Below are 25,126 nucleotides of genomic sequence, written 5' to 3'. Positions count from 1 at the left end.
GCGGGTTACGTGGTCAGTCGAATCGACGGATCTCGTCGCCCTCGGCGTACGGGGACCATCCGGGATCGCCCGAGGTGGCGAACCGTACCCACGCGGCGTGCATGTCGTCGGCGATCCGCTGGTCGGGTTCGGGTCCCACGAGTGCGTGCGCCTGGTCGAGGTGGTCGAAGACGAATGGGATCTCGACCGCATGCCCGGCGCGGATGTCGCCCTGCGGGCTCTCGTATCCGAACTCGTAAAGATGGGTGGAGGCGGGCTCTCCCCGAGCACCGCTACGCACCTCGGCGAGAGTGGTGGTCGGGCCCGAGAACGCGGCGCGGCTCAGGGCCTCACTCAACGCGTCGCCGGGGCTGACGCCCGCATCGAGGCGGCTCCGCAGGAACTCGGCGCCACCGTCGGTCGAGCCGAGCATCACCGCCGCCCCCTCCTCCGTGACCGCCGACGCCCCACCGGTGGCCACCATGAAGAATCGGAACTCGTCGGCATTCCAGCCGGCGAGCAGCGGTACCGAGGCTCCGGCGCCCGCCGCGATGGCGTCGACCGGCCGGGCGGTGACCACGTCGCCGTCGATCACCGGGAACTGCGACATGATGCCGAGGCCAACCTTCACGGTCGACTCACCCCAGACCTGCGGATCGGGGGCCAGCATGAGTTCGAGTGCGACCCTGGTCTGCGCTTTCAATAGTTCGTCGCCGGAGACCTGACCGAGCGCATCGGCAGTGGCATCCACGCGCAGCAGCGCCGCAAGTCGGTCGGTGACCTTACGCGCATCGGCGGGATCGGCGACCGCATTGCCGTTGCCGCTCTCCATGATCGCCCGCCCGAACAATCCGTCCGCCCGCGGCGAGGACAGAAGCGAGGCGACACTCATGGCACCGGCGGACTCGCCGAAGACGGTGATGGTGTCGGGGTCGCCGCCGAAAGCGGAGATGTTCTCGCGTACCCACCGCAATGCGGCGATCTGATCGAGCAGTCCGCGGTTCTCCGGAGCGCCGGCGACCGAGGCGAATCCCGGTGTGCCGAGCCGGTAGTTGATTCCGACGCAGACGACGCCGTCGCGGGCGAAGGTGTCCCCGGCGTACATCGTGATCCGATTAGAACCACGGGTGAATGCGCCCCCGTGGATCCACACCATCACCGGCAGTCCGGCGCCGCCCGGGTCCGGGGTCCAGACGTTGAGATTCAGGTAGTCCTCGCCGTCGACGATGACGTTGTCGAGAAGTGCAGCGATCGGTGCGGGATACGGCGCCTGCGGTGCGGTCGGGCCGTAGGCGGTGGCGTCCCGAACGCCGTCCCACGATGGCGGAGGCTTGGGTGCGGCAAACGCATCGGGCCCGACCGGAGGTGCGGCGTAAGGGATTCCGAGGAATGCCGAGATCCCATCGGTAGTGCTGCCGGAGACTGCGCCGCCGGCGATCGAGACGACGGGGGCGTGAACATCAACGCGGGTCATACCCGCCGACGCTACGCCGTGACCCGTGAAATCGGCGGACATCGCGGGGAGCCCTCCGGATCTCGGCAAGTGCCGGTCAGTCCAGGAGCGCCCTGCTCCGCGCGGCAATCACCTGAAGTGTCCTCTCCGTAGCGGCAACATCACCGGCGTCCAGCCCTTGCCAGATGGGTTGCATAGTGGTGTCCACCACCAAGTTCGTCCATGCCCTGCGTTTCTACCGCGACACGTTGCGGGCGGTCGATGACCGGCACCACCGACTTCGTCGCGTCCTCCACCGGCACCACCGACTTCGTCGCGTCCTCCACTCCCGGGGACTCTCCCGGTGATGCTGCACCAGGATCCGGTGGAGCGTGGTGATGACTGCGGCAGCGATCACCTTCGCGATCGACGACCTCCACGCCACCGTGGCAGCGTGGAACACGCAAGGCGATCGAGTGATCGACCCGCCAGCAACCAACCCTGGAGTGAACTGGCAAAGCCGTCATGCGCGGCGCCGACGGCCACGTCGTCTGCTGGTTCAGAACGACGACCGGTCACCGGCAGCGCGCAGCCCTCCGGTGTGACAGTGCCCGGTAGGCCGGCGTCGGCCACATCGGTCGATGGATCGTCACGATGTGTCACGCTGGTCCGGTGACCGAATCGGGCGAGAGTTCCTCCCACCGTTCCCGGCAGATCCGTCCGGGCACTGTTCACGGGCTCGACGCCCACCTCATTGAGACGCCGAACGCGCGGGCGGCGATTTCGGTGTTCGGCGGGCAGGTGCTGTCGTTCCGCCCCGTCGGAACGGGCCACGACGTGGTGTGGGTGTCCCCGGTGTTGGCCGATCTGCCGACGCCCATCCGCGGCGGAATCCCGGTCTGCTGGCCGTATTTCGCACGCGAGGGCCAGACCGGCGACGTTCCCTCGCACGGTTACGCGCGCACCGCACGATGGGCGATCACCGGATCCGTGGTCGCCGAGACCGGCGAGGTCGAGGTCTCGCTGGCGCCCGAAGGACTCGATCACCTCGGCCTGCGCCTGTCGATGACCGTGCGGGTCGGCGCAACGTTGGAGCAGGGCATCCACACCCACAACCCGGGTGCGACGACTGCGCGGCTCACCGAGGCGCTGCACAACTACTTTCGCGTCTCCGACGTCGCTGATGTCCGCGTCGAGGGGTTGGCCGGGCTGACCTATGCCGACAAGTTCGACGGCGGCGCGATCCATCCGCAGCACGGCGAATGGACGTTGCCGGATTCCCCCGCACGCAGCGACCGACTGTACCCGGGCGCGGGCGGCACCTACCGGATCATCGACCCCGGCTTCGATCGGGTGATCGAGATCCAGGGACGCCAGGCGCGCACGGCGGTCGTCTGGAATCCCGGCGCGGAGGTCGCCCAGGGCATGGCCGACGTCGGTCCACACTGGCGCGAGTTCGTGTGTGTCGAGATAGCCAATGCCGGTCCTGATGTCATCCAGATTGACGCTGGTGCCACCCACTCCATGTGGCAGACAATCTCCGTCGCGCCCGTCTCATAAATCTGCGTCTCGAATCTTGCTCGTCTCATAACCGGTTGGGCCTTCGGCACGGTCCCGTGACCTCGAAATCCTTCGTTTGGACGAAATTTGTCCAACAGACAGCTGCCATCGGCTGAGGCAGTCTCATATCTCACCGCGCGCCTCATCTCAGTAGCAATACTTTTGAGATACCCTCGTCGGCATGCCCACCACCGATCCGGGAGCGCACCCCGGGATGCTCCTCGGTTACGCGCGGGAGAGTTCGGACTCCCCTGCACTCGATGAGCAGATCGATCTGCTCATCGACAACGGCGTCAGTCCGGAGCGCGTGTACTCCGACCATTCGCGCCACGACTCCCCCACCGCACACCGCCCGGGGCTCGACGCGCTGCTCGGCTACGCCCGCCCCGGTGACACCATCGTGGTTGTCGGGATGGACCGACTCGGACGCAGCACTGCCGAATTACTCGCGACCGTGCGCACACTCGACGACCGCGGTATCGGTGTCCGCTCGATTCGCGAGCGATTGCGTACCGACGACGACGTCGGAGCGACGCTCGTCGGCGTCCTCGCCTCGCTGGCCGTGGTGAACGACGAGGCCGCCCGGACCCGCCAACGGACCCCACCCCGGCCGTCCGGACACAGCGGCAGCTCCCCGCTCGGACGCCCCCGGGTGCTGACCGACGACCAGGTCGAACTTGCACAACGCATGCGGGACAACGGGAATCCCGTTCCGATGATTGCCACGACCCTCGGGGTCAGCCGCGCCACCCTGTACCGAACTCTCGCCGAGAAGAGGACCACCAGATGACCACCAGCAACTCCCGCGTACTCGCCTTCCCGACCGCCATTCCGCCGGAATCGGCGATCAGCGACCCGACTCTCGACGAGGCGGAATTCCAGCGCGGATACGACGAGGCATCGGACTACCTCGCGTCCTTGCCGCGGGCTTGGGCCGCCAACCACGCGTCGGCAGCATTGGCCGACGGCGAGATCCCTCAGATCACCCAAAGCTACGAACGTGGTTATCGCGCAGCGCTATACGGATACAGTCGGCATCCTCGGCGCTGAGTTCCACACCGGCCGCAGATAACCGTCACGAAGCAAGTAAGTACCGCAAGATCACCCGATACCGATATATGCCATCGACGATCACGTTCTGGATGCGGTTCAAAGTGGTGCCCTCGCGAACAAGTTCTTCGACGATCTCGATGTCATCGCATCGGCGGACCGTCGGCGGGTACCCGAGTTCTTCGTAGTCCAACACGTAGTCGCGGCCATCTTGCGTTCCGAGGAAGCCATTGAAGGTGTAGCCCAGTCCTTCGAGTGCCGCCTCTCCGGACCAGAAGGGGATCTCGTCGTCGGTGTCGTCGGCGAGTTCGTAAAACGAACCGTCGGGCCGAATCGTCAGCTCGACGGCGAACGGCGCCTCGATGGGAGCTGTGGAACTGCGCACCGCGCCCGCGAGATCGGGTTGTCCGTCGAGCCATCGATCGTTCGCGTCCTCGGCAAGGTCCTCGCTCCAGTCGAGTTCGAGTGCCTCGACGGTTTGCAGGCGCCATCCACCGACAAGATCCTGCGTCGACTTGCCAGTGCTGCGCGAAGGCGGATACACATCCTGCGCTTCCAGACACTCGACGCGCACACGTACCGGTTGGACGTCGTTGCTGGCCCCTTCGGGCCAGATCCGGATGTCGCCGGCGACACCCGGACCGTCGTCAAGAATCAGGTACCGGTTGTCACCCCACGGTGTGACGCTCGAGGGAACCGTGACCTCGATTCCCTCCGCGGTCAGCGCGGACGCACGCAATCGCGCCAGCACACCGGGCCGCACCACGTGCTCGACGCTCAATGGCTCCCACTCGGAATCAGGTTGCGCAACAACCTCTCCGAACAGATCCGCCAGGTACGCGTCGAGTTCACCACGCATCCCGACAGACCATCGCCAGACGGCGGGTCCAGTCACGACGGTGCGGCGAGCGGTTCCTGTCGTCCTGTCCGCGCACACGATAATCGCGGCCGGGAAGTTCTCCGCGTCGATGCCTGCGTGTGCCTCGTCGATGACATCGTCGACGACCTGCGGTAGTTCGACATCGGGGCGCGTCCATCCACCGTCAACTCGGATGTTCGCGCTCATGGACCGGCTGCCCTGGGCGAGACACGTGACGATGTAGGCGAACCGGTCCCAGCCTTCGTCGATGGTTGCGGGCTCATCGGCTTCTTGAGCCCGACGACGCCCCCGGCTAACAACATTCGGCCACGGCGCGAACACCGCCGCAGCCACCTCGTTGGGCAGATCCTGCCACAGGTTTTCACTGATGAGCATGCGCTGACCTTATCCTTTCGGTGTGGACGACGGAGATGTCCATACAACCGATGATCGCCCTCCACGCATCGCGCCGACCCCGGTCTGAACACCCGTTCGGCTCTGAGGGCTTATGTCGCGTACCCGGAAATGTCGGATGACGCGCCGGAAACCGACCACCATCATTGACTCACCGGACCGCAAACCACACATATCGGGCAACAGGCTCGGTGAACAGAACCTGCTGCGGATCGCAGCGATCGAGTCCACGCGCAATATCCTTACGGCGACGCAGAGACCGGAATCCGAGAGGTAAGCCCACAATCGAGTCGACGCTATGAACTATGCTGCTGACGAGGTCACATGCGTAGAAGGCTGGGAACAGCTCGAAGCGGCGGCCATCGGAGTCGCCCAGAGCCAAGTGTCCACTCGCGCATCTACACCGCAAGTGTGAAGCGGTATGCACGGGGCAACCCGACCTCGAGAGTGCCGACTACGGCCCGGGCCTGGCGAGGTAACGCTGTGACCTGGTGGTCCCGGCTGGGATCGAACCAGCGACCTCCCCGGTGTGAACGGGACGCTCTTCCACTGAGCCACGGGACCGTGTTTCCGGCGCTCGGGACGCCGGTGCACGAGGCAGAAGATTACACGCCGGTCACCCCGTTGCCAAAATCGCACAGTGCACTCGTGTCATCCTCGCTCACCGGACCGATCCCCCACCCCGCGTCTGGCGACGACGACACCCACAGATCCCCCCGACCAGGCGATTTGGTAACTCCGTAACGTTCGGATAGTGTTCTGTCCCGCATCGCGAGCACAACGGTCCACAAGATCGCTCGCGAAGCATGCGGATGTAGCGCAGCTGGTAGCGCATCACCTTGCCAAGGTGAGGGTCGCGGGTTCGAATCCCGTCATCCGCTCGGCGCGAGCCGACTCGCCTCTGGTGGCGTGGCCGAGTGGTGAGGCAACGGCCTGCAAAGCCGTGCACACGGGTTCGATTCCCGTCGCCACCTCCACCACCAATTTCATATCCCGCGCGATTAGCTCAGTGGGAGAGCGCTTCCCTGACACGGAAGAGGTCACAAGTTCAATCCTTGTATCGCGCACCACGAGAAACCCGCCGGAACCCCGGCGGGCTTTTTGTTCGTCGCGACTCTTTTTGCCTGCGCATTTGGTGTATCGGTGAACGATCGAATATGGTTGCGCAGCACGTTGCGAGTGGCCTGGTCCACTGCGACGAGCGTGCGGATGTAGCGCAGCTGGTAGCGCATCACCTTGCCAAGGTGAGGGTCGCGGGTTCGAATCCCGTCATCCGCTCGGCGCGGGGCAACTCGCATAGGGTGGCGTGGCCGAGTGGTGAGGCAACGGCCTGCAAAGCCGTGCACACGGGTTCGATTCCCGTCGCCACCTCCACCACCAATTTCATATCCCGCGCGATTAGCTCAGTGGGAGAGCGCTTCCCTGACACGGAAGAGGTCACAAGTTCAATCCTTGTATCGCGCACCACGCAAAGCCCGCCGGAACGACCCGCTGCACAGCTGGTCGTTTGATGTCCACCCGCCGCGGGCCGTCGACGGCCCCGATTCTTGCCCTACGATCGCACATTCGCTCCGATGGCTCTCGGACACCGGCGCCGACAGCCCCGCCGGCTGAGATCAGACCCGTCGAACCTGCTCTAGTTCGCACTGGCGAAGGGATGGTCATGTCTGGCGCACTTCTGATCTCCGATCACGTGGTCGTGGTGACCGGCGGTGCTCGCGGTCTCAGTGCCGAGATGGTCCGCGCGGCCGCCGGCCAGGTCACACGGGTCGTCATCGGTTACCGCAACAGCGCCGACGCCGCGCGGACCCTGGCAGACGAGATCGGTGACCAGGCGGTGGTGATCGCCGCCGACATCACCGACAGAGCTGCCGTCGACTCCATGATCGATTCGGCCACAGACCATTTCGATCATCCGATCACGGCGGTGGTCACCAACGCGCTGCCCGACTACTCGTTCAACGGCGACGCGCGATCCCACGCCGACGACCTCACCGTGGCCGAGCTCGATGCACAGTTGTGCGGCATCGTCGGCGGCGCGCTCACCACCGTGCAAGCCTCTCTACCCGGGTTGCGTGCGTGCGGGGCGGGTCGCATCGTGACCATCGGAACCAATCTGGTGCAGAACCCGGTGGTCCCCTACCACGATTACACCGCCGCCAAGGCGGCACTGCCTGCCCTCACGCGCACGCTCTCCGCCGCCGCCGGCATCTCGGTCACCATGGTCCCCGGCGGCCTGCTGTGCACCACCGACGCGATCGTCGCTTCCACTCCGCGGCGGTCGGTGACCACACCTCGCGAGTTCGCCGACGCGGTGCTCTTCTTCCGCTCACCATGGACACGTGCGGTGACCGGGCAGAACCCGATCGTCGACGGCGCGCTCGTCAAGAACTGAACCGCACAGTGACCGCACAACCCGGCTACGACGCACTGGCATCGCTGTATGCGACGGCGTTCCCCACGGCCTTCACCACTGCACTGGAAAAGCAGGTCGCCGACGCCTTCATCCACACCGCGCGCACCCGCGCCGAGTATCCGGGGGTCATCGACGTCGGATGTGGAATCGGCCACGTGGCAGCATATCTCGCAGCCTCAGGTTGTGTGGTCAGCGCCGTCGACCCCAGTTCGGCGATGCTTCAGATCGCTCGGGAGATCCACCCGCACATCGACTTCTGGCAGGGTGATGCACTCCTCGCCGACATCGACCTATCGCAGGTCGACGCACTGGTAGCGCGTTTCAGCCTGATCCACCTCTCCCCCGACGAGGTCGGTGAGGTCCTCGCCTCCTGGCGACGTCGACTCCCACCGGACGCACTCGTCCTGGTCGCGGCGCAAAGCTCCGATGAGCAAGGAACACACGAGTTCGACCACGCGGTGGCACGAGCCTGGCGCTGGCACCCCGACACACTGGCCGGCATCCTCGTCGCCGCCGGTTTCGTCGAGTTGTGGCGCACCGTTTCCCGCCCAGGGCCCGGACACCGGTTTCCGGAGGTACACCTCGTGGTGGCCGTTCCGCCCGACCTAGGTCCGCTAGTCTCAGGTCGTACCGCGGTCTAGAGTTGTATGCATGATGAGCAATATAAGCGCCCCCGCCTGCGACAACCCCGATTGCACCTGCGGCCCGGACTGCAAGTGCGGCGAGAACTGCACCTGCGGAACGAAGTAGCCTGAGCAAGTCGACCCTTGCGCGGAGAACCCGCGCAAGGGGTTGCCCGTTGCCCGGACCCGGTCGCGTACAGTCCATCGTGGCGCCCGAAAGGAGTGGTTAGCCGGTGTCTGCCCAACCTGAGCCCATGATGGTGACCGTTCAGGTGATCACCGATCCACGGTTCGCCGCCGAGGTGGCAGCCGTCGCTGCCGCGACCTTTCCCCTGGCCTGTCCCCCGCACTCAGCGCCGGCGAACATCGACGCATTCATCCGAGACAACCTCGCCCCCGCCGACTTCGCCAGGTACATCGACGCGCCCGAGTCCGACGTGCTGCTCACGCGAACCGACGACGACATTCCGGTCGGCTATGCCCTTGTGCATCACCGCGAACCCACCGACGCCGACGTCGCCGCAGTCATCACCGACCGACCATCCTCGGAGGTCTCCAAGATCTATGTGCTGCCCGATCATCATGCGCGTGGACGCACGCAGTCGCCGTCGAGGTTGTTGATGGAGACGGCGGTCGAACGTGCCCGGGCTCGCGGCGCGGCGTCGATCTGGCTGGGCGTCAATCAGGAAAACGCTCGGGCGCAACGGTTCTACACCAAGATGGGATTCACCCGTGTCGGGGTGAAGACCTTTGACCTCAACGGCAGCGTCGAACTCGATTACGTGCTGAGCCGACCCGTGCGGAGCCGACTGCTGGACAGATGAGCCGAACAAGGCCAACGCACTGATCCCCCGATAACCGCCGTCAGGGCCGCACCGGACTCTAGAATCAACCAATGTCCTCCTCTGCCGCAACGACTCCCGACCCCGGACCGGGTCACGCCGATGACCGGGTCGCCGCGGGCCTGGCCGACGTTCTGCGGGAGACCACCGGCGCGGAATCGATCGAGATCGGTGATCTCGTGCGCATTCCGGCCGGGGCCTCCCGGCAGACGTGGTCGTTCGTCGCGACGATCGACGGCAAATCACGGGCGCTGGTCCTGCGGCTGGATCCGCCGGGGAGACGCGAGGCGTCGTCGCTGCCGCGCGAGGCTGGGCTCATGCGCGCTGCGGGTGCCGTCGGGGTGCCATCGCCCACGGTGATCGCCGAGGGCACCGACCACGCCGACATCGGCGGTGATTTTGTCATCATGAATCACATCGACGGCGCAACCATTCCACGAAAGATCCTGCGCGACTACGAATTTTCTGATGCACGCGCCGCGCTCACCGGCCAGCTCGGGGCAGCGCTGGCGGCCGTGCACTCGATCGACATCGACGCGGTTCGCGGGCTGCCCGAGGACGATCCACTGGCCTCCTGGCGTCCCGAACTCGACGCCGCCGACCGGGTCTTCCCAACCTTCGAGTTCGCACTGTCCTGGCTCGAACGCCACCGACCCCCGACCGCCGGACGCACCGTCACCCATGGCGACTTCCGTATCGGCAATGTGATCGTCGACCGCAATGGACTTGCCGCGGTGCTGGATTGGGAACTCGCCCACATCGGAGACCCGCTCGAGGACCTCGCCTGGATGTGCGTGAAAGCCTGGCGATTCGGCGGCGCCGGGATGGTCGGCGGGCTCGGCGGGCTCGACGAGTTCATCGGCGCCTACGAGGCCGCCGGCGGAGCCCTCGTCGACCGGGACGCGCTGTTCTGGTGGCAGGTCTACGGCACGCTGCGCTGGGGCATCATCTGCCTGCACCAGACCCAACGGCACCGCACGGGCACCAGCCGCTCGGTAGAACTGGCCGCTATCGGCCGCCGGGTGTCGGAGAACGAGTGGGAACTGTTGTCGCTCATCGGATGAGGCGAAAGGCAAGTCCCCTCAACGCAGCCCGAACTCCCAATTCCCGCCGTTGCGGTACTCGGCGAGGATGCGCCGCCCCACGGTGGAGATGTGCACCTCGTCGGCGCCGTCGTAGATCCGCGCGAAGCGGGCGTTGCGATACATCTTGCCCAGCGGGGTGTCGTCGGTGACGCCCGCGGCCCCGTACACCTGCACTGCGCGGTCGATCACGTTGTGCAGCATGTGCGCACCGAACACCTTGACCGCCCCGATGTCCACGCGTGCCTGCTCCCCGCGATCGATCTGCTCGGCCGCCTTGAGCGTCAGCAAACGGCTGGCCTGGATCTCGGTGTAGGAGTCGAACACATGCTTCTGCATCAGTTGTTTGTCGGCGAGTGGTTCGCCGAAGGCGCTGCGTCCGATCAGCCTGTGGCACATGAGGTCGAAGGCCCGTTGTGCCTGACCGAGCCAGCGCATCGCATGGAAAATGCGTCCCGGCCCAAGCCTTTCCTGCGCGATGACGAAACCATTACCACGCTCGCCGAGCAGATTCTCCGCGGGCACCCGCACGTCGTCGTAGTCGACCTCGAAGTGGTGCCCGGCGAAACCGAGAACCGGTGTGTCACGCACGATCCGGTATCGCGGGTGATCGGTGGGGACGATGATCATGGAGAACGCCCGATGGCCGGGGGCGTCGGGCTCGGTACGGCACATCACGGTGGTGTAGGCGGCCTGGGCGGCGCCGGTGGTGAACCACTTGCGGCCGTTGATGACCCATTCGTCGCCGTCGAGGACCGCGGTGGTGCGCAGTCCGGTCGGGTCCGATCCGGCGACGTCGGGTTCGGTCATCCCGAAGCTCGGCGAGATCTCGCCCCGCACAAGCGGTTCGAGGTAGCAATCACGCCACCGGGCGGACGCGTGGCGGTTGAGCATGATCGAGTCCTGCAGGGTCCAGGTCCCCAGCGCCAGTTGCCCGTACTCGCTGCGGCCTTGGACCTCGTTGACGTAAACGTAGTCGAGGAACGGTAGACCACCACCACCGATCTCGGCCGGATGCCCCAGCGCCCAGAGGTTTCGGCGTGTGGCCTCGGCACGGAGCTCGGCCATGATCGCGTCGGCATCGGGGCCGCCGGCGTCGAGTTCGGGCTCGCGCGGCTCGACGAGTTCGACCATGAACTCGTACACCGCATCGCGCAGCGGCCGCACGCGCGCGGGCACTTCGAAGGTCATGCATCTCCGATCAGAGAGGGATTGTCCACGCGCAGTTTGGCTTTTACCGCCGCGCGCAGCACTGCGGAAATCCTCGCATCCTCGGGTGCGAATCGTCCTTCGCGTAACCCTGCGACGAGTTCGGTGGCGTCGGCACAGCCGAAGGTGGCGAGGTCGGCGTGAAAGCGCTGCGCCGGCCCGGCACCGGCCGCGAGTTGACGTTCGACGATGGCCACAACATTGCCGGCGACACGAGCATGGAAGCGGGTACTACCGGAGGTTTCGGCCATCACCTGTCCGTGCAAAAACTCCCGCACCGACTCGAGGAGCTCGGTCATGGTGGGCAGGTCGTAGAAGTCGTCAGCGGACAACGCTGCCACTGACGAGCCACCGGTCACGGCTTCTACGGCCTCGGCGTGCTCGAAATCCTTGTTCTGCAACGCCTTCGACCTCTTCCCCGTCGGTGGACCCAGGCTGATGCCATGCTAGCCACGTCGACGGGGTGTGGTCAACGACACACTGGAACAATTCCGGAGAAATGTTCCGATCTGATTCCCCTTACGGCCTGTGTCAACCGCTTATGTCACACCGCCGACTCGGCGAATCGCGACAGCGCCAACAGACGTGACGTCGCCCGCAGGTACTTCTTGCGGTAACCACCGGCCAGCATTTCGTCGGTGAAGATCTCGTCGAGCTTGGCGCCGGACACCGTCACCGGGATGTTCGCATCGTAAAGGCGGTCAGCGAGCACCACGATCCGCAACGCCACCGACTGATCCTTGGCCGGATGCACCCCGCTGATACACACCAGCGAGACGCCGTCGACGAGTTCCTTGTACTTCGACGGATGCAGCTTGGCCAGGTGCGCGCAGAGCTCATCGAAATCGTCGAAGGTCGCCCCCTCGGTGGCTTCGGCGAGTGCGGCAACATCCTCGCTAGAGCGTGGCTCCGGTGCCGGCGGCAGGTCACGATGGCGGTAATCGGGGCCGTCGACGCGGATGGTCTCGAAGATCGCGGACAGCTTCTTGATCTCGCGCAGGAAGTCCTGCGCTGCGAACCTGCCCTCGCCGAGCTGACCCGGCAACGTGTTCGACGTCGCGGCGATCGAGACGCCCTTGGCGGTGAGTTCGGTGAGCAGCCGCGAGACGATCATCGTGTCGCCGGGATCGTCGAGCTCGAACTCGTCGATGCACAAGACGTTCTGCTCCGAGAGTCGCTCGACGGCATTCATGAAGCCCAGGGCTCCGACGAGGTGGGTGAGTTCGACGAACGTGGCGAACGATTTCGGAGCGGGCATGGCGTGATAAATCGACGCCAGCAGGTGGGTCTTGCCGACGCCGAACCCACCGTCGAGGTAGAGGCCCACCCCTTGCGAGGTCTGCTTGCGGGAGAACAACCCCTTCTTGCCGCTGCGCGACTTCTTGGCTCGCTCGACGAAGTCACGGGCCCTGGCAACCGCCTCGGCCTGCGACGGTTCATTGGGGTCGGGAATGTAGGAATCGAAGCTCACGGAGTCGAAGGTGGACGGCGGGACCATCTCCTCGATCAGCTGCTCGGGAGAGACCACCGGATTCCGGTCGGATAGACGTGCCACCATGGTGGGCAGCCTAGTCACTGCCGACCATGAGGAATGATGCTCTACCAGCATAAAGCGACTCAGGTCACATCCGGAGCGCCCGACGAGACCCAGAATCTGCGCGAACTCGCGCGCTTCTACCCCTACCCCGACACGCTCGACCGTCCGTTCGTGCGGGCCAACATGGTCGCCTCCGTCGACGGCGCCTCCTCGGTGCAGGGCCGTTCGGGCGGCCTGGGCGGCCCGGGCGACCGCGCAATCTTCCGCCTCCTGCGCGGGCTCGCCGACGTCGTGGTGGTCGGCGCCCGCACCGCGCTGACCGAGGGCTATCGGCAACCCAGGCGTGATGAGGCGTTCGGCGCGATGCGCGCTGACCGGGGCCAACCGCCCGCCCCGACGCTGGCCCTGATCAGCACTTCACTGTCGATCGACCCCGACTATCCGCCGTTGGCCGATCCCGCGACCGTGGTGCTCACCTGCTCCGACGCGCCGGAGCAGCGCCGTCGCGCATTGACCGATCGCGGGGCGACGGTGGTCGACTGTGGTAGCGAAGCCGTCCGCATCGGTCGGGTGCTCGATCACCTTGCCGCGCTCGGGCTGCCGCGCGTGCTCTGTGAGGGCGGACCCAGCCTCCTCGGGGCGGTCGTCGCCGAGAACTTGCTCGACGAACTATGCCTGACGACGAGTCCGACGATCGTCGCCGGCAATACCGCGCGCATCGTGACTGCCGCTGCGCTGCCCGAGCTGGCGCAGATGCGCCCAGGCCATCTCCTCTCCGACGACGACGGGTACGTCTACACCCGCTGGACCCGCGCGAGCTGAGCGATTGGCTACGCTCGCCGACATGGCCTTGGCAAGACGTGGCCCGGTGTTCCGGGGACGGTCGCACACCGCACCGGCGCGAGCGCGAACGGGACGCTGCGGCCGGGCCTGGCGACGGTACGGCGTCTCCGTCGCGGCTCTCCTGGCCGCGGTAGCCCTCGGCATCTCCGCGTGCGCCATCGGCCCCGATCCCGGTCCGGCCCTCGTGCCGGGCGGTGGCGGCAGCGGTGGTCAGACCGCGCCCGCGTCGTCGAGTGCCCCGACGAAGGCACCGGAGCTGCGTGCCCCGGCCACCGACCTGCCGTGGCAGGACTGTGCGGCCAAGGTCTCCGACGAGTACGGCACACGCCCACCGACCGGGCTGGCCGTGCAATGCGCCACGCTGGCCTCCCCGGTCGACGCGGACCGGTCGCAGACGACGCTCTCGCTCGCCCTGACCCGCATCACCTCGCCCACGACGCCCGCCGACGCGGCACCCCTGGTCCTCACCTCCGGGACCGACATGCCCTCCTCGCGTGCACTGCTGCTGCTGGCCTCCGGCGCCGGACGCAGCCTGCTCGACACACATCCGGTGGTGGCCGTGGACCGGCGCGGAATCCCGCAGAGCACACCATTGGACTGTCTGACCCGCGCCGCCCGCGCCACCTACGCCGACAACGGCCTGATTCGGGGAGCGTCCGACGATCGGCGCATCGGCGAGCTCGCGTCTGCGGCCTCCGACGCCGCCGACTCGTGCACCGAGACCCTGGCCCCCAACCAACTGGCGTTCGGTGTCGGGGCGGCCGCCTCCGACCTGGAAACCCTGCGCAAGCGATGGGGCGTTCCCCAGCTCGGTCTGATCGGGATCGGCGAGGGCTCCGACGTCGTCATCGGCTACACCTCGCTCTACGGCGGCCGGTCGGGGCGCATCGTTCTCGACACCCCCACCCCGTTCGGCGCCAACGCCCGCGACGCCGCCGCCGCCGCCGCGACCGGCGTCCAGGCCGCGCTCGCCACCTTCACCCAACGCTGCGCCGCTCTGGGCAGCGCGTGCGCCCTGGGCTCGGGCGGGGTCTCGACCATCGCCGACGTCCTGAACAAGGGACGCAACGGCGATCTCGGGACGCTCTCGGACACCCAGGCGCTCGCCGGGATCACCACCGGCCTCGCACTCGCCGCGAATTCACCCGACGGCATCGGCGGCGTTGCCTCGGCGATCGCCGCCGCTGATCGCGGCGATACCGGCGCACTGTCCAACCTCGTCGGTCAGGCACAGTCGCTGCGCCTGACCGACGGCCAGATCGTCGGCGGCTGCAACGATGTGACCGGACCGGTCAGCCGGAACGAGATCGGCAGCCTGATCACCACCTGGTCCAAAGACAATCCGCTCACCGGAACCGACGCCGCGCTGTCGCTCATGCGCTGTAGCGGCTGGTCCGCCGGCGAGGCGGTGACCCCGCCGAGCAGTTTCCCGGTCTCACCGCTGATCATCGACAATCCCGGCGACCCGATCAACGGAGGAACCGGCGCCGACGCCCTCGGCGCACTGTTCACTCGTGCATCCGCCTCACCGGTCAAGGTCAGTTGGAACGGTTTGGGCTATTCCGCACTCGCCCGCAGCAGCTGCGTCGCCGACACCGTTGCCGACTACGTCGCCTCAGCGACACTGGGCGGCCCGGCGGAACGGGGTTGCCCGAGCTGATGCGGCCGTCGGCCCGCACGCGGCGGAACCGACACCACCACCGGCCGGTCGAGACCAGCACCATGCACGTAGTACGGTTCGCGGGTGGCCATTCTCGACAGGTATCTCTACCCGCAGATGCCGGCTCAGCGCATCATCCCGATGGTGCTGTGGCCGATCTCCCTGATGATGATCGTCCAGCGGTCGGTGATCCTCGGGGTCAACGGTGACCGCACAGACGACTTCAAGCCGGTCTACAACGCCGCCCTGGCATTTCTGAACCGCCGGGCGGTCTACGGCGAGAACCTCGACACGGTCAGTCCGCACTACCTATATCCGCCGTCGGGCACCCTACTCATGTCCCCGCTGGCGGTCATCGACCCGGAACGCTCACGGTGGCTGTTCATCGCGGTCAGCGTTGTCGTGCTGATCGTGTGCGCCTACCTCATCACCCGACTGTTCGGCTTCGGCGCCCGCACGTGGGTGATGCCCACCGTGATGTTGTTCTTCTTCAGCACCGAAACCGTGGCGCACACGCTGATCTTCACCAACTTCAACGCCTTCGTCCTGCTGGGCCTCCTCGGCTTCCTGATGCTGATGTTGCGCCGACAAGACTGGTGGGCCGGCGTACCCATCGGGCTGACACTGGCGGTCAAACCGGTACTCGCTCCTCTGCTGTTGCTGCCACTAGTGGTGGGTCGATGGCGAATTCTGGTGACCGCCATCGGGATTCCGGTGGTGCTGAATCTGGTGGCGTGGCCGGTGTCGGCCGATCCCACGTCGTTCCTCACGCGCACGGTGCCGTACCTCGGCGAGACCCGCGACTATTACAACAGTTCGATCGGCGGAAACGGCGCGTACTTCGGTGTCGCCGATTGGCTCGTGCTGCTCCTGCGCATCGCATTCACGGTGATGGCCGTGTTCGCGTTGTGGTTCCTCTACCGCTACTACCGTCGCACCAACGAGTTACTGTGGCTCGCCACCTCTTCCGGGGTGTTGCTGTGCACCACCTTTCTGGTGAGCTCACTCGGGCAGGGCTACTACTCGATGCTGTTGTTCCCGCTGCTGATGACCGTGTTCATCCCTGGCTCACCGATGCGCAACTGGCCGGCGTGGCTCGGTGTATACGGCTGCTTCACCTTCGACGCGTTCTATTCGGTGCGCTGGGATGCCTTCGGCAGGCAGATCGAATACAACAAGGTCACCTGGGGGTGGTCGCTTCTGATGATCGCGGTGTTCTGCTCGCTGCTCTTCCGATATCTGGACATGCGTCGCGACGGCGTGGCCGGTAGCTGGCGAGACTTCTCGGCGCCGCAGCCGCCTGCCGACGATCAGCGCGAACCGGTCGGTAACCCGACCCCATCAGCGACCCGATAGACCATCCAGCCGACCGTGCTGGCGGGCGATGGTCACAGCTCGTACGGTGGAATGATGACCGACACCCCCGCCCGCAAGCATGTGCAGGACCCGGCCGAACTGGCCGATCTCACCGATGACCAGTGGCGCGAACGCCTCAGCCCCGCCGAGTACCGGGTGCTGCGCCAGGCAGGTACCGAGGCGCCGTTCGCCGGCGAATACACCGACACCACGAGCATCGGGGTCTACCGCTGCCGCGCCTGCGGACACGAATTGTTCCGCAGCGAGCAGAAATTCGAGTCACACTGCGGCTGGCCGTCATTCTTCTCACCGCTGGCCGGTGACGCGATCATCGAACGTCCCGACGACTCGCTGGGCATGCGCCGCACCGAGGTGCTCTGCGCCAATTGCGGCAGCCACCTCGGCCACGTGTTCGCCGGCGAAGGCTATGACACCCCCACCGACCTGCGTTACTGCATCAACTCCATCAGCCTGACCCTCGAACCGGAGGACAGCGGGGCTTAACGGATGCAGCCAGTCGTGCTCGGTGTGGAATCGGAGCCGTCCGCGCACATGCACGGTCTCTGATCCAGGTCCGCACCACCCGGCCGGTCTCGGCCTTGGTGGCATACGGCGACGGTGAGAAGTAGCCGTCGGAGGTCGGGACGATCGCCACAGACTCTGTCTGTGTGGTCGCCCCACGCCAATGCGGGTCGGCCTTGGCGATTTACCCGAGCAGTCGGGCGTTGGGCCGGTCGTAGATCAGCGGCAGCGGCGTCACGACGAGACCGGAGGCACCCACCGACACGAGCTGGGCCAGTCCGCGCAGCGTCGAGAATCTCGGCGATCTGCTCGTCGGCGAACGCGAAACCGGGACTACCCCGGACTACCCCCTCGGCGCGGTGCGTTCGCGCTCAGGGCAGCGCGTCGACGAGGGCTCCCGGCTCGACGCGGGGCCCGGTGAAGAACGGCGTCTCCTCACGCACGTGCATGCGGGCCTCGGTGGCGCGCAGATCGCGCATCAAGTCGACGATGCGGTGCAACTCCGGTGCCTCGAAGGCGAGCAGCCATTCGTAGTCGCCGAGCGCGAACGACGCGACGGTGTTGGCGCGAACATCCTTGTAGCCGCGGGCGGCCATGCCGTGGTCGGCGAGCATCTTGCGGCGTTCCTCGTCGGGCAGCAGATACCACTCGTAGGACCGGACGAACGGGTAGACGCAGATGTAGTTGCCCGGTTCCTCACCGGCCAGGAAGGCCGGGACGTGACTCTTGTTGAACTCGGCCGGGCGGTGCAATGCGACATTGCTCCACACCGGATCACTCGCCCGGCCCAGCGGCGTGTCGCGTCGGAATCGGTTGTAGGCGGCCTGCAGCTCCTCGAGCTTCTCCGCGTGCCACCAGATCATGTAGTCGGCGTCGGCGCGCATCCCCGACACGTCGTACATACCGCGCACAACGACGCCGGAGTCGTCGAGAGACTTGAAGAAGCCGGTCACCTCGGACTTGATCGAGTCGCGGTCGTCGCCGAGCTCACCCGCGCGCACGGCGAACACCGAGAACATCAGATAGCGGATCGTCGAATTCAGTGCGGCATAGTCCAAGCGGCTCATGCACCCCATGGTGCCACCGCAGGCCGGACCGTCGACACCCAGGCCGGAAGGCCCATCCGGGCCCTCAGTCGACAGCGGCGAGGATCACCTCGGCGGCTCGACCGGCCGTCGCGATACACGCCGGCACGCCGACCCCGGCATACGAGGAGCCGGCCAGCGCCAGTCGCGGCGGCAGTGCGTCGAGCACCCCGGCCATCCGGGCCAGATGTCCGGGCGCGTAACGGGGCAGCCCGCCGTCCCATCGCTGGACGCGGACCTCGAGCACGTGCGCCGAGGGGGCGGCCACCCCGGCGTCGGCACAGATCCGATCCAGATCGGTCAGCGCCCACGACCGCAGGGACTCATCGATATGGGGATCGTCGGCGGGGTCGGCCACCGGGTCGCCGTAGCGACCGAAGGAGGCGCGCACCGACACCGGCGCACCATCACCGCCCACGTGCGGCCACTTCTGGGAGGACAACGTGAATGCCTTGGGCCGCAGATCTTCTCCGGTCGCCACCAACACGCCGGAGTGGTCGGGCAGCGTCGTGCCCGGCGCCAACGCGATCGAGACCACCACCGACGATGCCGACTCGACCGCCGCCAGGGTCGCGACGAACTCATCGCCGATCCCGGCGAGGAGTCGGGCCGCCGTCCATGCGGGCACAGCGAGAACCAGACCGTCGTAGTCTGCATCGGTTCCGGACTCGGTGCCCACCCGCCACCGATCGCCGTCGGTGTGGACGGCGACGACCTGTCGATCGGTGCGCGAGGCCGGCCGCGCGGCAGCGGTGAGCGCGTCGACGAGCACCCGATAGCCACCGACGAGTGTTCCGAACACCGGGCCACCGGTACCGACCGGATTGACTAGCCCACCGACGGCCGCCGACAGATTCGGCGCGCCCGCGTCGAGTCGCGCGGCCAGCGCCGGGATCGCTTCGCGCACACCGATGTCGGCGGCCAGAGACGAGTACACGCCACCGAGCATGGGATCGACGCTGCGCGCGACGACCGATGCGCCAAACCGGTCGGCCACCAGATCACCAACAGCCACGTCGTCGCCGGGCCGCCAGGTCAGGGCACGGTCGGGTTCGGCGGCGATGCGAGCGAGGTCGGCGGGAACGGCCAGACCCGCCATCACCTCTGTCGTGGCCGGGATACCCATCAGGGCGGGGGCGGGCATCGGATGCAGCCGCCCGCCGGACCAGATCGCCGGGCGGCGCGACGTCGGCGAGACGAGCCGATCGGCCAGACCGAGCTCGTCAACCAGCGCAACAGCCTCCGGCCGGCGCACGAGGAACGCTTCCGCTCCGACGTCGGTGGCCTGCCCGGCGACGTCGACGGTGTGCAGCACGCCACCGAGCCGTTCGCGCCGCTCATACAGGTCGATCGTGGCGTCGTCGCCGAGTGCGCGACGCAACCGATAGGCCGCGACCAGGCCGGAGACTCCCCCGCCGACGATCGCGACCCGCACCGGCATCAGAGGGTGTGGATCAACTCGACGGCGCGGGTGAGCACGTCGGGATCGGTGTCGGGGAGCACACCGTGACCGAGGTTCACGATGTGGCCGGTCGCGCCGGCCGCCACGGCCCGACGGCCGTCGTCGAGTACGCGTCGGATTTCCTGTTCGACGACGGCGGGGCCGGCGAACAGCACGGTGGGATCGAGATTGCCCTGCACCGCCTTACCCGGCCCGACGCGGTGTACCGCCTCCTCCAACGGAACCCGCCAGTCGACACCGATGACATCGGCGGGCTCGGCCATCGCCGCGAGCAACTCACCGGTACCGACACCGAAGTGGATTCGGGGCACCCCATATTCGGCGAGCTCGGCGAAGACACGATCGACGTGCGGCGCCACCAAGGTGCGGTAGTCGGCCTCCGAGAGCGCACCGGCCCACGAGTCGAAGACCTGGACGGCGTCGACCCCGGCGTCGAGTTGCACCTGCAGGAAGGTGATCGTGATGTCGGCGAGCCGGGCCATCAGCGCATGCCAGGTGTCGGGATCGGAGCGCATGAGCGCCTTGGTGTGGACGTAATTGCGACTCGGACCACCCTCGATGAGGTAGGAGGCCAGGGTGAACGGGGCACCGGCAAAACCGATCAGCGCGGTGGCCTCGTCGAGCTGATCGAGGATCTTCGTGACCGCGCGCGCGACCGCACCCACCGCGGATGGATCCAGACGCGGCAACGCCTCGACGTCGGCGGTGCTGCGGATCGGCGCTGCGATGACCGGGCCGGTACCGGCGACGATGTCGAGATCGACCCCCGCCGCCTTCAGCGGCACCACGATGTCGGAGAACAGGATCGCCGCGTCGACGTCATGGCGGCGGACCGGCTGCAGGGTGATCTCGCAGACGAGATCGGCGTCGAAGCACGACTCGAGCATTCCGATCTCGGCGCGGATCGCCCGGTACTCGGGCAGCGATCGCCCGGCCTGCCGCATGAACCACACCGGCCGTCGGGCGGGCGACTGCCCGCGTGCGGCGGCGACGAGCGGCATACGGGAGTGATTGCGGCGGGTACCAGGTGCGTGCGACATCACCGCTCACTCTGCCATGCGGGGGCCTATCGGCATCGCCCGGTCGGGCGTGCTCGCCGGGCGCCCGGTGGTCACCATCACCACGGCGCGCCTCCGACGCCCACCGTGGTCTCCGTCATACCGTCGGTGGCGTGACCTCCTCCGGAGCTCCGATGGAGCCTGCTGACTTCCGCACCGCGGTCGAGTCGCTGCATTCCGCGCGCATCCGGCGCGAGATCGAGGTCGGGCCGATCCGTCCGCCGCAGCGTCTCGCCCCCTACAGCTACGCCGTCGGCGCCGAGGTGCGCACACCGGACTCTCCCGACCTCGACATCGACGCCGATGGCCAGGGCAGCGCCTTCGGACGGCTGATCCTGCTCTACGATCCCGACGGCCAGGACGCCTGGAACGGGACGATGCGACTCGTCGCCTACATCCAGGCCGAGGTCGAGGCGGCGCTCGCGATGGACCCGTTACTTCCCGAGGTCGCGTGGAGCTGGTTGTCCGATGCGCTCGGCGTCCCGGTCGGCCAGACCGCCTCGGACGGCAGTGTGCTCGCGAGTTCCGGCGGCCGGGTGGAGGTGACCGCGCTGGGCGGCACCGTCACCTCGACGTCATCGGTCCGCTACGGCGACATCGCCGGCCCCCCACGTGCTCATCAACTTGAGTTGCGCGCCTCCTGGACCGCGCCGACCTCCGACGGACTCGGCGGTCACCTCGAAGGGTTCTGCGAGGTGTTGTCGTCGGCCGCGGGTCTGCCGCCGGTCGGGGTCACCGAACTCGGCTCAACGTGAGCGACGCAGACCCGTCCGGGGCCGCCGGCGAGCCCGAGTCGGCCTCCCCGCCCGTCACCCCCCTGTTGACTCCGCGTGAGGGGGTGCCGCCGATCCTGTCGTCGGCCGCCCACTTCGCCGATGCGGCACAACGACTGGCGGCGGGCACCGGCCCGGTCGCGCTCGACACCGAGCGGGCATCGGGCTACCGCTACTCGCAACGCGCCTATCTGATCCAGATCCGTCGCACCGGTGCGGGCAGCTTCTTGCTCGACCCGATCGAAGAACCCGAGGCACTACGGCCGGTGATCGACGCGCTCGCCGCACCCGAATGGATTCTGCATGCCGCCGACCAGGATCTACCCTGCCTTCGCGAACTCGGATTCGATGCCACCACTCTCTTCGACACCGAACTCGCCGGCCGACTGCTCGGGCTGACCAAGGTCAATCTTGCCGCAATGGTCGAGCAGTTCCTCGGACTCGGGTTACAGAAGGCTCACGGGGCCGCCGACTGGTCGAAGCGACCACTGCCCGCGGATTGGCTCAACTACGCCGCACTCGACGTCGAGGTACTCATCGAGTTGCGCGACGCGATGGATGCGGCACTGCGCGACGCGGGCAAAAGCGACTGGGCGGCCGAGGAATTCGCGTATGTGCTACGCCGTCGGCCGCCGCCGCCGCGCACGGATCGCTGGCGACGCACCACCAACATCCACACCGTCAAGACCGCCCGGGGCCTGGCCGCGGTCCGTGAATTGTGGTCGGCGCGTGAGGAGATCGCGCAGCGACGTGACGTCGCTCCCGGGCGGGTGCTGCCGGACTCGGCGATTATCACCGCCGCCGCCGCGGCACCGTCGACCACCGACGAGCTCACCCGCCTGCCGGTCTTCGGCGGGCCACGACAACGCCGACAGGCCGGAATCTGGCTCTCGGCCCTGCTGCGCGCACGCGATCTGCCCGATGCCGAACTCCCGCCACGCAAGACTCCGGCCACCGGCCCCCCACCGATCAGCCGATGGGATCAACGCAACCCGGAGGCCGCGGCACGCGCGAGCATGGTCCGGCCGCTGGCCAAACACATCGCCGAGAAACACACACTACCGCCGGAAAACCTGCTGGCACCCGACCTGGTGCGCCAATTGTGTTGGGAGGGAATCGATCTCCCGATCACCGAGGAGGCTGTCGACGCCCGACTGGCGGCCGGCGGCGCCCGCGAGTGGCAGCGTGCACTCACGGTCGGTCCGATCACCGCAGCGCTGAACGAGGCCACGTCGAGTACCTCGCCGTCGCCCGACCCGGGCTGATCACCCGAGACTATTTCGCGCCGAAAGAAACCACGCGACAGTGCTTGTCTCCGCAGCGCAGGCGGTCCCGAACCACCGCTGGTCGAATGACTCCGGTGCCGTCTACTCCGGGTCGGGGCCGTCGACCTCACGCGGCGAACGATCCGCAGGCGACGCGTCGAGTCCGGTGTCGACGAACTCGTGACGGTCGAGCCCCGGGGTCACGTGCATCCCCGAGACGGTCGCGGTGATCGAGCGCGCCAGATCCTGCGCGGTCAATCCCAACTCGGCGAGGATCTCCGCGCGTGAGGCGTGTGCGATGAATCGCTGTGGGATACCGCGGTTCTGCACCGGAACGCCAACCTCGGCGATACCGAGCGCCGTCGTCACCGCCGACCCCACCCCTCCGTGGACACCACTGTCCTCGAGGGTGACCACCAACCGGTGCCGGCCGGCGATCTCAGTGATCGACGCCGGAATCGGGAGCACCCACCGCGGATCAACGACGGTGGCCTCGATGCCCTGACTACGCAGCCGTTCGGCGGTATCGAGGGCCAGCGAGCAGAACGCCCCGACCGCGACGATGAGTACGTCCCCTCCGATCGGTTCGGCCGACGGGGTGCCCCGACGCAACACATCGACCCCGTCTTCCAGACGCACTACAGCGCGGATATCTTCGGGTACAGCACCTTTGGAGAATCGCAGTGCAGTGGGCCCATCGTCGACGGCGAGCGCCTCGTCGAGTTCTTCGCGGAGCCGCACCGCGTCGCGGGGGGATGCAACCCGCATCCCCGGGACCATCGCGAGCAGCGAGAGATCCCACATCCCGTGATGACTCGGCCCATCGGGACCGGTGATCCCCGATCGGTCGAGGACCAGTGTGACCGGGAGTTCGAGCAGCGCGATGTCCATGAGTAGCTGATCGAATGCACGGTTGAGGAACGTCGAGTAGATCGCGAGCACCGGATGCAGACCGCCGAGCGCCAGCCCGGCCGCCGAGGTCATGGCATGTTGCTCGGCGATCCCGACGTCGAACATCCGGTCGGGATACTTGTCAGCGAACGGTGTCAGTCCTGTTGGACCGGGCATCGCGGCGGTAATCGCCACGACATCCTCGCGGGCGGCCCCCGCCTCGACGAGTGCCGCGGAGAACACCGACGTCCAGTCCTGCGGTGCCACGGACTTCGCCCGGCCGGTCACCGGATCTATGACGCCGGTGGAATGCATCTGGTCGGCCTCATGGTTCTCGGCGTGCGCGTAGCCCATGCCCTTGCGCGTGACGGTGTGCACGATGACCGGCCCACCGAACGAGCGTGCCTGCGTGAACGCCGATTCGAGCGCCTCGACGTCGTGGCCGTCAACCGGGCCGACGTACTTGAGCCCGAGGTCGGTGAACATCTCCTGCGGCGCGAGAAGGTCTTTCAGACCGCTCTTGACCCCGTGCAGTACGGCGTAGGCCGGGTTGCCGACCACCGGCAATCGTTTGACCACGCGCCGACCTTCGTCGAGGACCCGCTCGTAACCGGGTTGCAGCCGCAGCCCGGACAGGTGCCGGGCCAGCCCGCCGATCGTCGGCGCATAGGACCGGCCGTTGTCGTTGACCACGATCACCACGCGACGATCCGCGGCGGCGATGTTGTTGATCGCCTCCCAGCACATTCCGCCGGTCAACGCCCCGTCGCCGACCACCGCGACGACCGTCCGGTCGTCCTGACCGGTCAGCGCGAACGATTTCGCAAGCCCGTCGGCGTAGGACAGTGCCGCCGAGGCGTGTGAGGACTCCACCCAGTCGTGCGGGCTCTCGGACCGCTCCTGATAGCCAGTCAATCCGCCGCGCTGCCGGAGCGTATCGAAGCCCTCGCGTCGCCCGGTGACGATCTTATGGACATAACACTGGTGGCCTGTGTCGAAGATCACTGGATCGATCGGTGAATCAAACACACGATGAATGGCCAGCGTCAGCTCGACGACACCGAGATTGGGCCCGAGGTGACCGCCTACCGCCGACACCTTCTCGATCAGGAACTCACGGATCTCGCCCGCCAGCGCGGTAACCTCTGCGGCTGACAGCACCCGCAGGTCGGCTGGTGAGTTGATGCGCTCCAGCAGGCCCATCTGAT

Annotated in this window: 24 protein-coding genes and 7 tRNA genes; 19 read left to right on the top strand and 12 right to left on the bottom strand. The window is 67.1% G+C overall.

Translation table 11 applies throughout. The features are described from left to right. Positions 1–13: 13 nt before the first annotated feature. Positions 14–1,453, bottom strand: a complete 1,440-nt coding sequence (locus EF294_RS00560) for a carboxylesterase/lipase family protein (RefSeq protein ID WP_123925080.1) — start codon at positions 1,451–1,453, stop codon at positions 14–16. Positions 1,454–2,083: 630 nt separating this feature from the next. Here EF294_RS00560 and EF294_RS00555 point away from each other — a divergent pair. From EF294_RS00555 to EF294_RS00545, 3 genes are all read left to right on the top strand, one after another. Beyond that, entirely contained in the window at positions 2,084–2,971 is an 888-nt protein-coding gene (locus tag EF294_RS00555; protein WP_246007588.1) for a D-hexose-6-phosphate mutarotase, read from the top strand. Between the two features lie 181 nt (positions 2,972–3,152). Then, on the top strand, positions 3,153–3,761 hold the full coding sequence (locus EF294_RS00550; protein WP_123925078.1) for a recombinase family protein: 609 nt from the start codon (positions 3,153–3,155) through the stop codon (positions 3,759–3,761). Further along, positions 3,758–4,021 (top strand): hypothetical protein, encoded by a 264-nt coding sequence (locus EF294_RS00545; protein ID WP_123925077.1) that lies wholly within the window; start codon positions 3,758–3,760, stop codon positions 4,019–4,021. The genes EF294_RS00550 and EF294_RS00545 overlap by 4 nt, the downstream gene beginning before the upstream one ends. A gap of 25 nt (positions 4,022–4,046) precedes the next feature. Here the strand turns inward: EF294_RS00545 and EF294_RS00540 are convergent, their stop codons facing one another. Both EF294_RS00540 and EF294_RS00535 read right to left on the bottom strand, forming a co-directional pair. Continuing rightward, a complete protein-coding gene (locus EF294_RS00540; protein WP_123925076.1) occupies positions 4,047–5,276 on the bottom strand; it encodes a hypothetical protein in 1,230 nt (409 codons plus the stop codon). A 507-nt stretch (positions 5,277–5,783) separates the two neighbouring features. Beyond that, positions 5,784–5,858, bottom strand: a tRNA-Val gene (locus EF294_RS00535). A gap of 244 nt (positions 5,859–6,102) precedes the next feature. On the opposite strand from EF294_RS00535, the gene EF294_RS00530 reads away from it, so the two are divergent. The 3 genes from EF294_RS00530 (at position 6,103) to EF294_RS00520 (ending at position 6,364) form a co-directional block, all read left to right on the top strand. Further along, positions 6,103–6,175 (top strand) — tRNA-Gly (locus EF294_RS00530). Between the two features lie 22 nt (positions 6,176–6,197). After that, a tRNA-Cys gene (locus EF294_RS00525) sits at positions 6,198–6,271 on the top strand. A gap of 18 nt (positions 6,272–6,289) precedes the next feature. Then, positions 6,290–6,364: transfer RNA gene (locus EF294_RS00520), tRNA-Val, on the top strand. Here the strand turns inward: EF294_RS00520 and EF294_RS00515 are convergent. Continuing rightward, a complete protein-coding gene (locus tag EF294_RS00515) occupies positions 6,335–6,526 on the bottom strand; it encodes a hypothetical protein (RefSeq protein ID WP_123925075.1) in 192 nt (63 codons plus the stop codon). The two genes, EF294_RS00520 and EF294_RS00515, sit on opposite strands and share 30 nt — an antisense overlap. Between EF294_RS00515 and EF294_RS00510 the strand changes: the two genes are divergently transcribed. The 7 genes from EF294_RS00510 to EF294_RS00480 all read left to right on the top strand — a co-directional run bounded on the left by EF294_RS00510 (position 6,500) and on the right by EF294_RS00480 (position 10,239). Then, positions 6,500–6,572, top strand: a tRNA-Gly gene (locus EF294_RS00510). The two genes, EF294_RS00515 and EF294_RS00510, sit on opposite strands and share 27 nt — an antisense overlap. A 22-nt stretch (positions 6,573–6,594) precedes the next feature. Then, positions 6,595–6,668: transfer RNA gene (locus EF294_RS00505), tRNA-Cys, on the top strand. 18 nt (positions 6,669–6,686) lie between these two features. Further along, positions 6,687–6,761 (top strand) — tRNA-Val (locus tag EF294_RS00500). 196 nt (positions 6,762–6,957) lie between these two features. Further along, entirely contained in the window at positions 6,958–7,689 is a 732-nt protein-coding gene (locus EF294_RS00495; protein ID WP_185090888.1) for a 3-oxoacyl-ACP reductase, read from the top strand. Between the two features lie 8 nt (positions 7,690–7,697). Next, entirely contained in the window at positions 7,698–8,351 is a 654-nt protein-coding gene (locus EF294_RS00490; RefSeq protein WP_123925073.1) for a class I SAM-dependent methyltransferase, read from the top strand. A 236-nt stretch (positions 8,352–8,587) separates the two neighbouring features. Further along, complete coding sequence (locus EF294_RS00485; RefSeq protein ID WP_123925072.1) at positions 8,588–9,157, top strand: GNAT family N-acetyltransferase; 570 nt, start codon at positions 8,588–8,590, stop codon at positions 9,155–9,157. A 71-nt stretch (positions 9,158–9,228) separates the two neighbouring features. Continuing rightward, a complete protein-coding gene (locus EF294_RS00480) occupies positions 9,229–10,239 on the top strand; it encodes a phosphotransferase family protein (protein WP_123925071.1) in 1,011 nt (336 codons plus the stop codon). An 18-nt stretch (positions 10,240–10,257) separates the two neighbouring features. Here EF294_RS00480 and EF294_RS00475 read toward each other — a convergent pair whose 3' ends face one another. The 3 genes from EF294_RS00475 to zapE form a co-directional block, all read right to left on the bottom strand. Continuing rightward, positions 10,258–11,448 carry an acyl-CoA dehydrogenase family protein gene (locus tag EF294_RS00475; RefSeq protein WP_123925070.1) on the bottom strand — a complete coding sequence of 397 codons (1,191 nt, stop codon included), beginning with the start codon at positions 11,446–11,448 and terminating at the stop codon, positions 10,258–10,260. Further along, on the bottom strand, positions 11,445–11,867 hold the full coding sequence (locus tag EF294_RS00470; RefSeq protein WP_123925069.1) for a DUF6285 domain-containing protein: 423 nt from the start codon (positions 11,865–11,867) through the stop codon (positions 11,445–11,447). The genes EF294_RS00475 and EF294_RS00470 overlap by 4 nt, the downstream gene beginning before the upstream one ends. A gap of 143 nt (positions 11,868–12,010) precedes the next feature. Beyond that, the gene (gene zapE / locus EF294_RS00465; protein WP_123925068.1) at positions 12,011–13,024 is read right to left on the bottom strand and encodes a cell division protein ZapE; all 1,014 of its coding nucleotides are present in this window, start codon (positions 13,022–13,024) and stop codon (positions 12,011–12,013) included. 36 nt (positions 13,025–13,060) lie between these two features. On the opposite strand from zapE, the gene EF294_RS00460 reads away from it, so the two are divergent. The 4 genes from EF294_RS00460 to msrB all read left to right on the top strand — a co-directional run bounded on the left by EF294_RS00460 (position 13,061) and on the right by msrB (position 17,366). After that, on the top strand, positions 13,061–13,825 hold the full coding sequence (locus EF294_RS00460; protein ID WP_123925067.1) for a pyrimidine reductase family protein: 765 nt from the start codon (positions 13,061–13,063) through the stop codon (positions 13,823–13,825). 22 nt (positions 13,826–13,847) lie between these two features. Next, positions 13,848–15,506: an alpha/beta hydrolase gene (locus EF294_RS00455; protein WP_246007587.1), complete on the top strand. Its 1,659-nt coding sequence runs from the start codon at positions 13,848–13,850 to the stop codon at positions 15,504–15,506. 84 nt (positions 15,507–15,590) lie between these two features. Further along, positions 15,591–16,862 (top strand): glycosyltransferase family 87 protein, encoded by a 1,272-nt coding sequence (locus EF294_RS00450; protein ID WP_123925066.1) that lies wholly within the window; start codon positions 15,591–15,593, stop codon positions 16,860–16,862. A 54-nt stretch (positions 16,863–16,916) separates the two neighbouring features. After that, positions 16,917–17,366, top strand: coding sequence for a peptide-methionine (R)-S-oxide reductase MsrB (gene msrB / locus EF294_RS00445; protein WP_123925065.1), 450 nt, complete (start codon positions 16,917–16,919; stop codon positions 17,364–17,366). On the opposite strand, the gene EF294_RS21715 is transcribed toward msrB, so the two are convergent. The 4 genes from EF294_RS21715 to hemE form a co-directional block, all read right to left on the bottom strand. Continuing rightward, positions 17,329–17,517, bottom strand: coding sequence for a hypothetical protein (locus EF294_RS21715; protein WP_246007586.1), 189 nt, complete (start codon positions 17,515–17,517; stop codon positions 17,329–17,331). The two genes, msrB and EF294_RS21715, sit on opposite strands and share 38 nt — an antisense overlap. A 238-nt stretch (positions 17,518–17,755) precedes the next feature. Continuing rightward, the gene (gene hemQ, locus EF294_RS00435; RefSeq protein ID WP_123925064.1) at positions 17,756–18,451 is read right to left on the bottom strand and encodes a hydrogen peroxide-dependent heme synthase; all 696 of its coding nucleotides are present in this window, start codon (positions 18,449–18,451) and stop codon (positions 17,756–17,758) included. Between the two features lie 64 nt (positions 18,452–18,515). Further along, positions 18,516–19,910 carry a protoporphyrinogen oxidase gene (locus tag EF294_RS00430; RefSeq protein ID WP_123925063.1) on the bottom strand — a complete coding sequence of 465 codons (1,395 nt, stop codon included), beginning with the start codon at positions 19,908–19,910 and terminating at the stop codon, positions 18,516–18,518. After that, positions 19,910–20,971, bottom strand: a complete 1,062-nt coding sequence (gene hemE / locus EF294_RS00425) for a uroporphyrinogen decarboxylase (RefSeq protein WP_123925062.1) — start codon at positions 20,969–20,971, stop codon at positions 19,910–19,912. The genes EF294_RS00430 and hemE overlap by 1 nt, the downstream gene beginning before the upstream one ends. A gap of 131 nt (positions 20,972–21,102) precedes the next feature. On the opposite strand from hemE, the gene EF294_RS00420 reads away from it, so the two are divergent. Together EF294_RS00420 and EF294_RS00415 are read left to right on the top strand one after the other, a co-directional pair. Then, positions 21,103–21,744, top strand: a complete 642-nt coding sequence (locus EF294_RS00420; RefSeq protein ID WP_123925061.1) for a DUF3000 domain-containing protein — start codon at positions 21,103–21,105, stop codon at positions 21,742–21,744. After that, positions 21,741–23,027: an HRDC domain-containing protein gene (locus tag EF294_RS00415; RefSeq protein WP_123925060.1), complete on the top strand. Its 1,287-nt coding sequence runs from the start codon at positions 21,741–21,743 to the stop codon at positions 23,025–23,027. Before EF294_RS00420 ends, EF294_RS00415 begins: the two co-directional genes overlap by 4 nt. 102 nt (positions 23,028–23,129) lie before the next feature. On the opposite strand, the gene dxs is transcribed toward EF294_RS00415, so the two are convergent. Next, positions 23,130–25,121 (bottom strand): 1-deoxy-D-xylulose-5-phosphate synthase, encoded by a 1,992-nt coding sequence (dxs, locus tag EF294_RS00410; protein ID WP_123925315.1) that lies wholly within the window; start codon positions 25,119–25,121, stop codon positions 23,130–23,132. Between the last annotated feature and the right edge of the window lie 5 nt (positions 25,122–25,126).

Source organism: Gordonia oryzae, from assembly GCF_003797185.1.
In the GTDB taxonomy this organism is placed as follows: Bacteria; Actinomycetota; Actinomycetes; order Mycobacteriales; family Mycobacteriaceae; genus Gordonia; species Gordonia oryzae.
This window is presented reverse-complemented; position numbering and strand designations above follow the sequence as displayed.

What these genes read in the sequence shown, in the direction of transcription:
- EF294_RS00560 (WP_123925080.1), bottom strand. Translation starts at nt 1,453, where the DNA reads ATGACCCGCGTTGATGTTCACGCCCCCGTCGTCTCGATCGCCGGCGGC.
- EF294_RS00550 (WP_123925078.1), top strand. Translation starts at nt 3,153, where the DNA reads ATGCCCACCACCGATCCGGGAGCGCACCCCGGGATGCTCCTCGGTTAC.
- EF294_RS00545 (WP_123925077.1), top strand. Translation starts at nt 3,758, where the DNA reads ATGACCACCAGCAACTCCCGCGTACTCGCCTTCCCGACCGCCATTCCG.
- EF294_RS00540 (WP_123925076.1), bottom strand. Translation starts at nt 5,276, where the DNA reads ATGCTCATCAGTGAAAACCTGTGGCAGGATCTGCCCAACGAGGTGGCT.
- EF294_RS00515 (WP_123925075.1), bottom strand. Translation starts at nt 6,526, where the DNA reads ATGCGCTACCAGCTGCGCTACATCCGCACGCTCGTCGCAGTGGACCAG.
- EF294_RS00495 (WP_185090888.1), top strand. Translation starts at nt 6,958, where the DNA reads ATGTCTGGCGCACTTCTGATCTCCGATCACGTGGTCGTGGTGACCGGC.
- EF294_RS00485 (WP_123925072.1), top strand. Translation starts at nt 8,588, where the DNA reads ATGATGGTGACCGTTCAGGTGATCACCGATCCACGGTTCGCCGCCGAG.
- EF294_RS00480 (WP_123925071.1), top strand. Translation starts at nt 9,229, where the DNA reads ATGTCCTCCTCTGCCGCAACGACTCCCGACCCCGGACCGGGTCACGCC.
- EF294_RS00475 (WP_123925070.1), bottom strand. Translation starts at nt 11,448, where the DNA reads ATGACCTTCGAAGTGCCCGCGCGCGTGCGGCCGCTGCGCGATGCGGTG.
- zapE (WP_123925068.1), bottom strand. Translation starts at nt 13,024, where the DNA reads ATGGTGGCACGTCTATCCGACCGGAATCCGGTGGTCTCTCCCGAGCAG.
- EF294_RS00460 (WP_123925067.1), top strand. Translation starts at nt 13,061, where the DNA reads ATGCTCTACCAGCATAAAGCGACTCAGGTCACATCCGGAGCGCCCGAC.
- EF294_RS00455 (WP_246007587.1), top strand. Translation starts at nt 13,848, where the DNA reads ATGGCCTTGGCAAGACGTGGCCCGGTGTTCCGGGGACGGTCGCACACC.
- msrB (WP_123925065.1), top strand. Translation starts at nt 16,917, where the DNA reads ATGACCGACACCCCCGCCCGCAAGCATGTGCAGGACCCGGCCGAACTG.
- hemQ (WP_123925064.1), bottom strand. Translation starts at nt 18,451, where the DNA reads ATGAGCCGCTTGGACTATGCCGCACTGAATTCGACGATCCGCTATCTG.
- EF294_RS00430 (WP_123925063.1), bottom strand. Translation starts at nt 19,910, where the DNA reads ATGCCGGTGCGGGTCGCGATCGTCGGCGGGGGAGTCTCCGGCCTGGTC.
- hemE (WP_123925062.1), bottom strand. Translation starts at nt 20,971, where the DNA reads ATGTCGCACGCACCTGGTACCCGCCGCAATCACTCCCGTATGCCGCTC.
- dxs (WP_123925315.1), bottom strand. Translation starts at nt 25,121, where the DNA reads ATGGGCCTGCTGGAGCGCATCAACTCACCAGCCGACCTGCGGGTGCTG.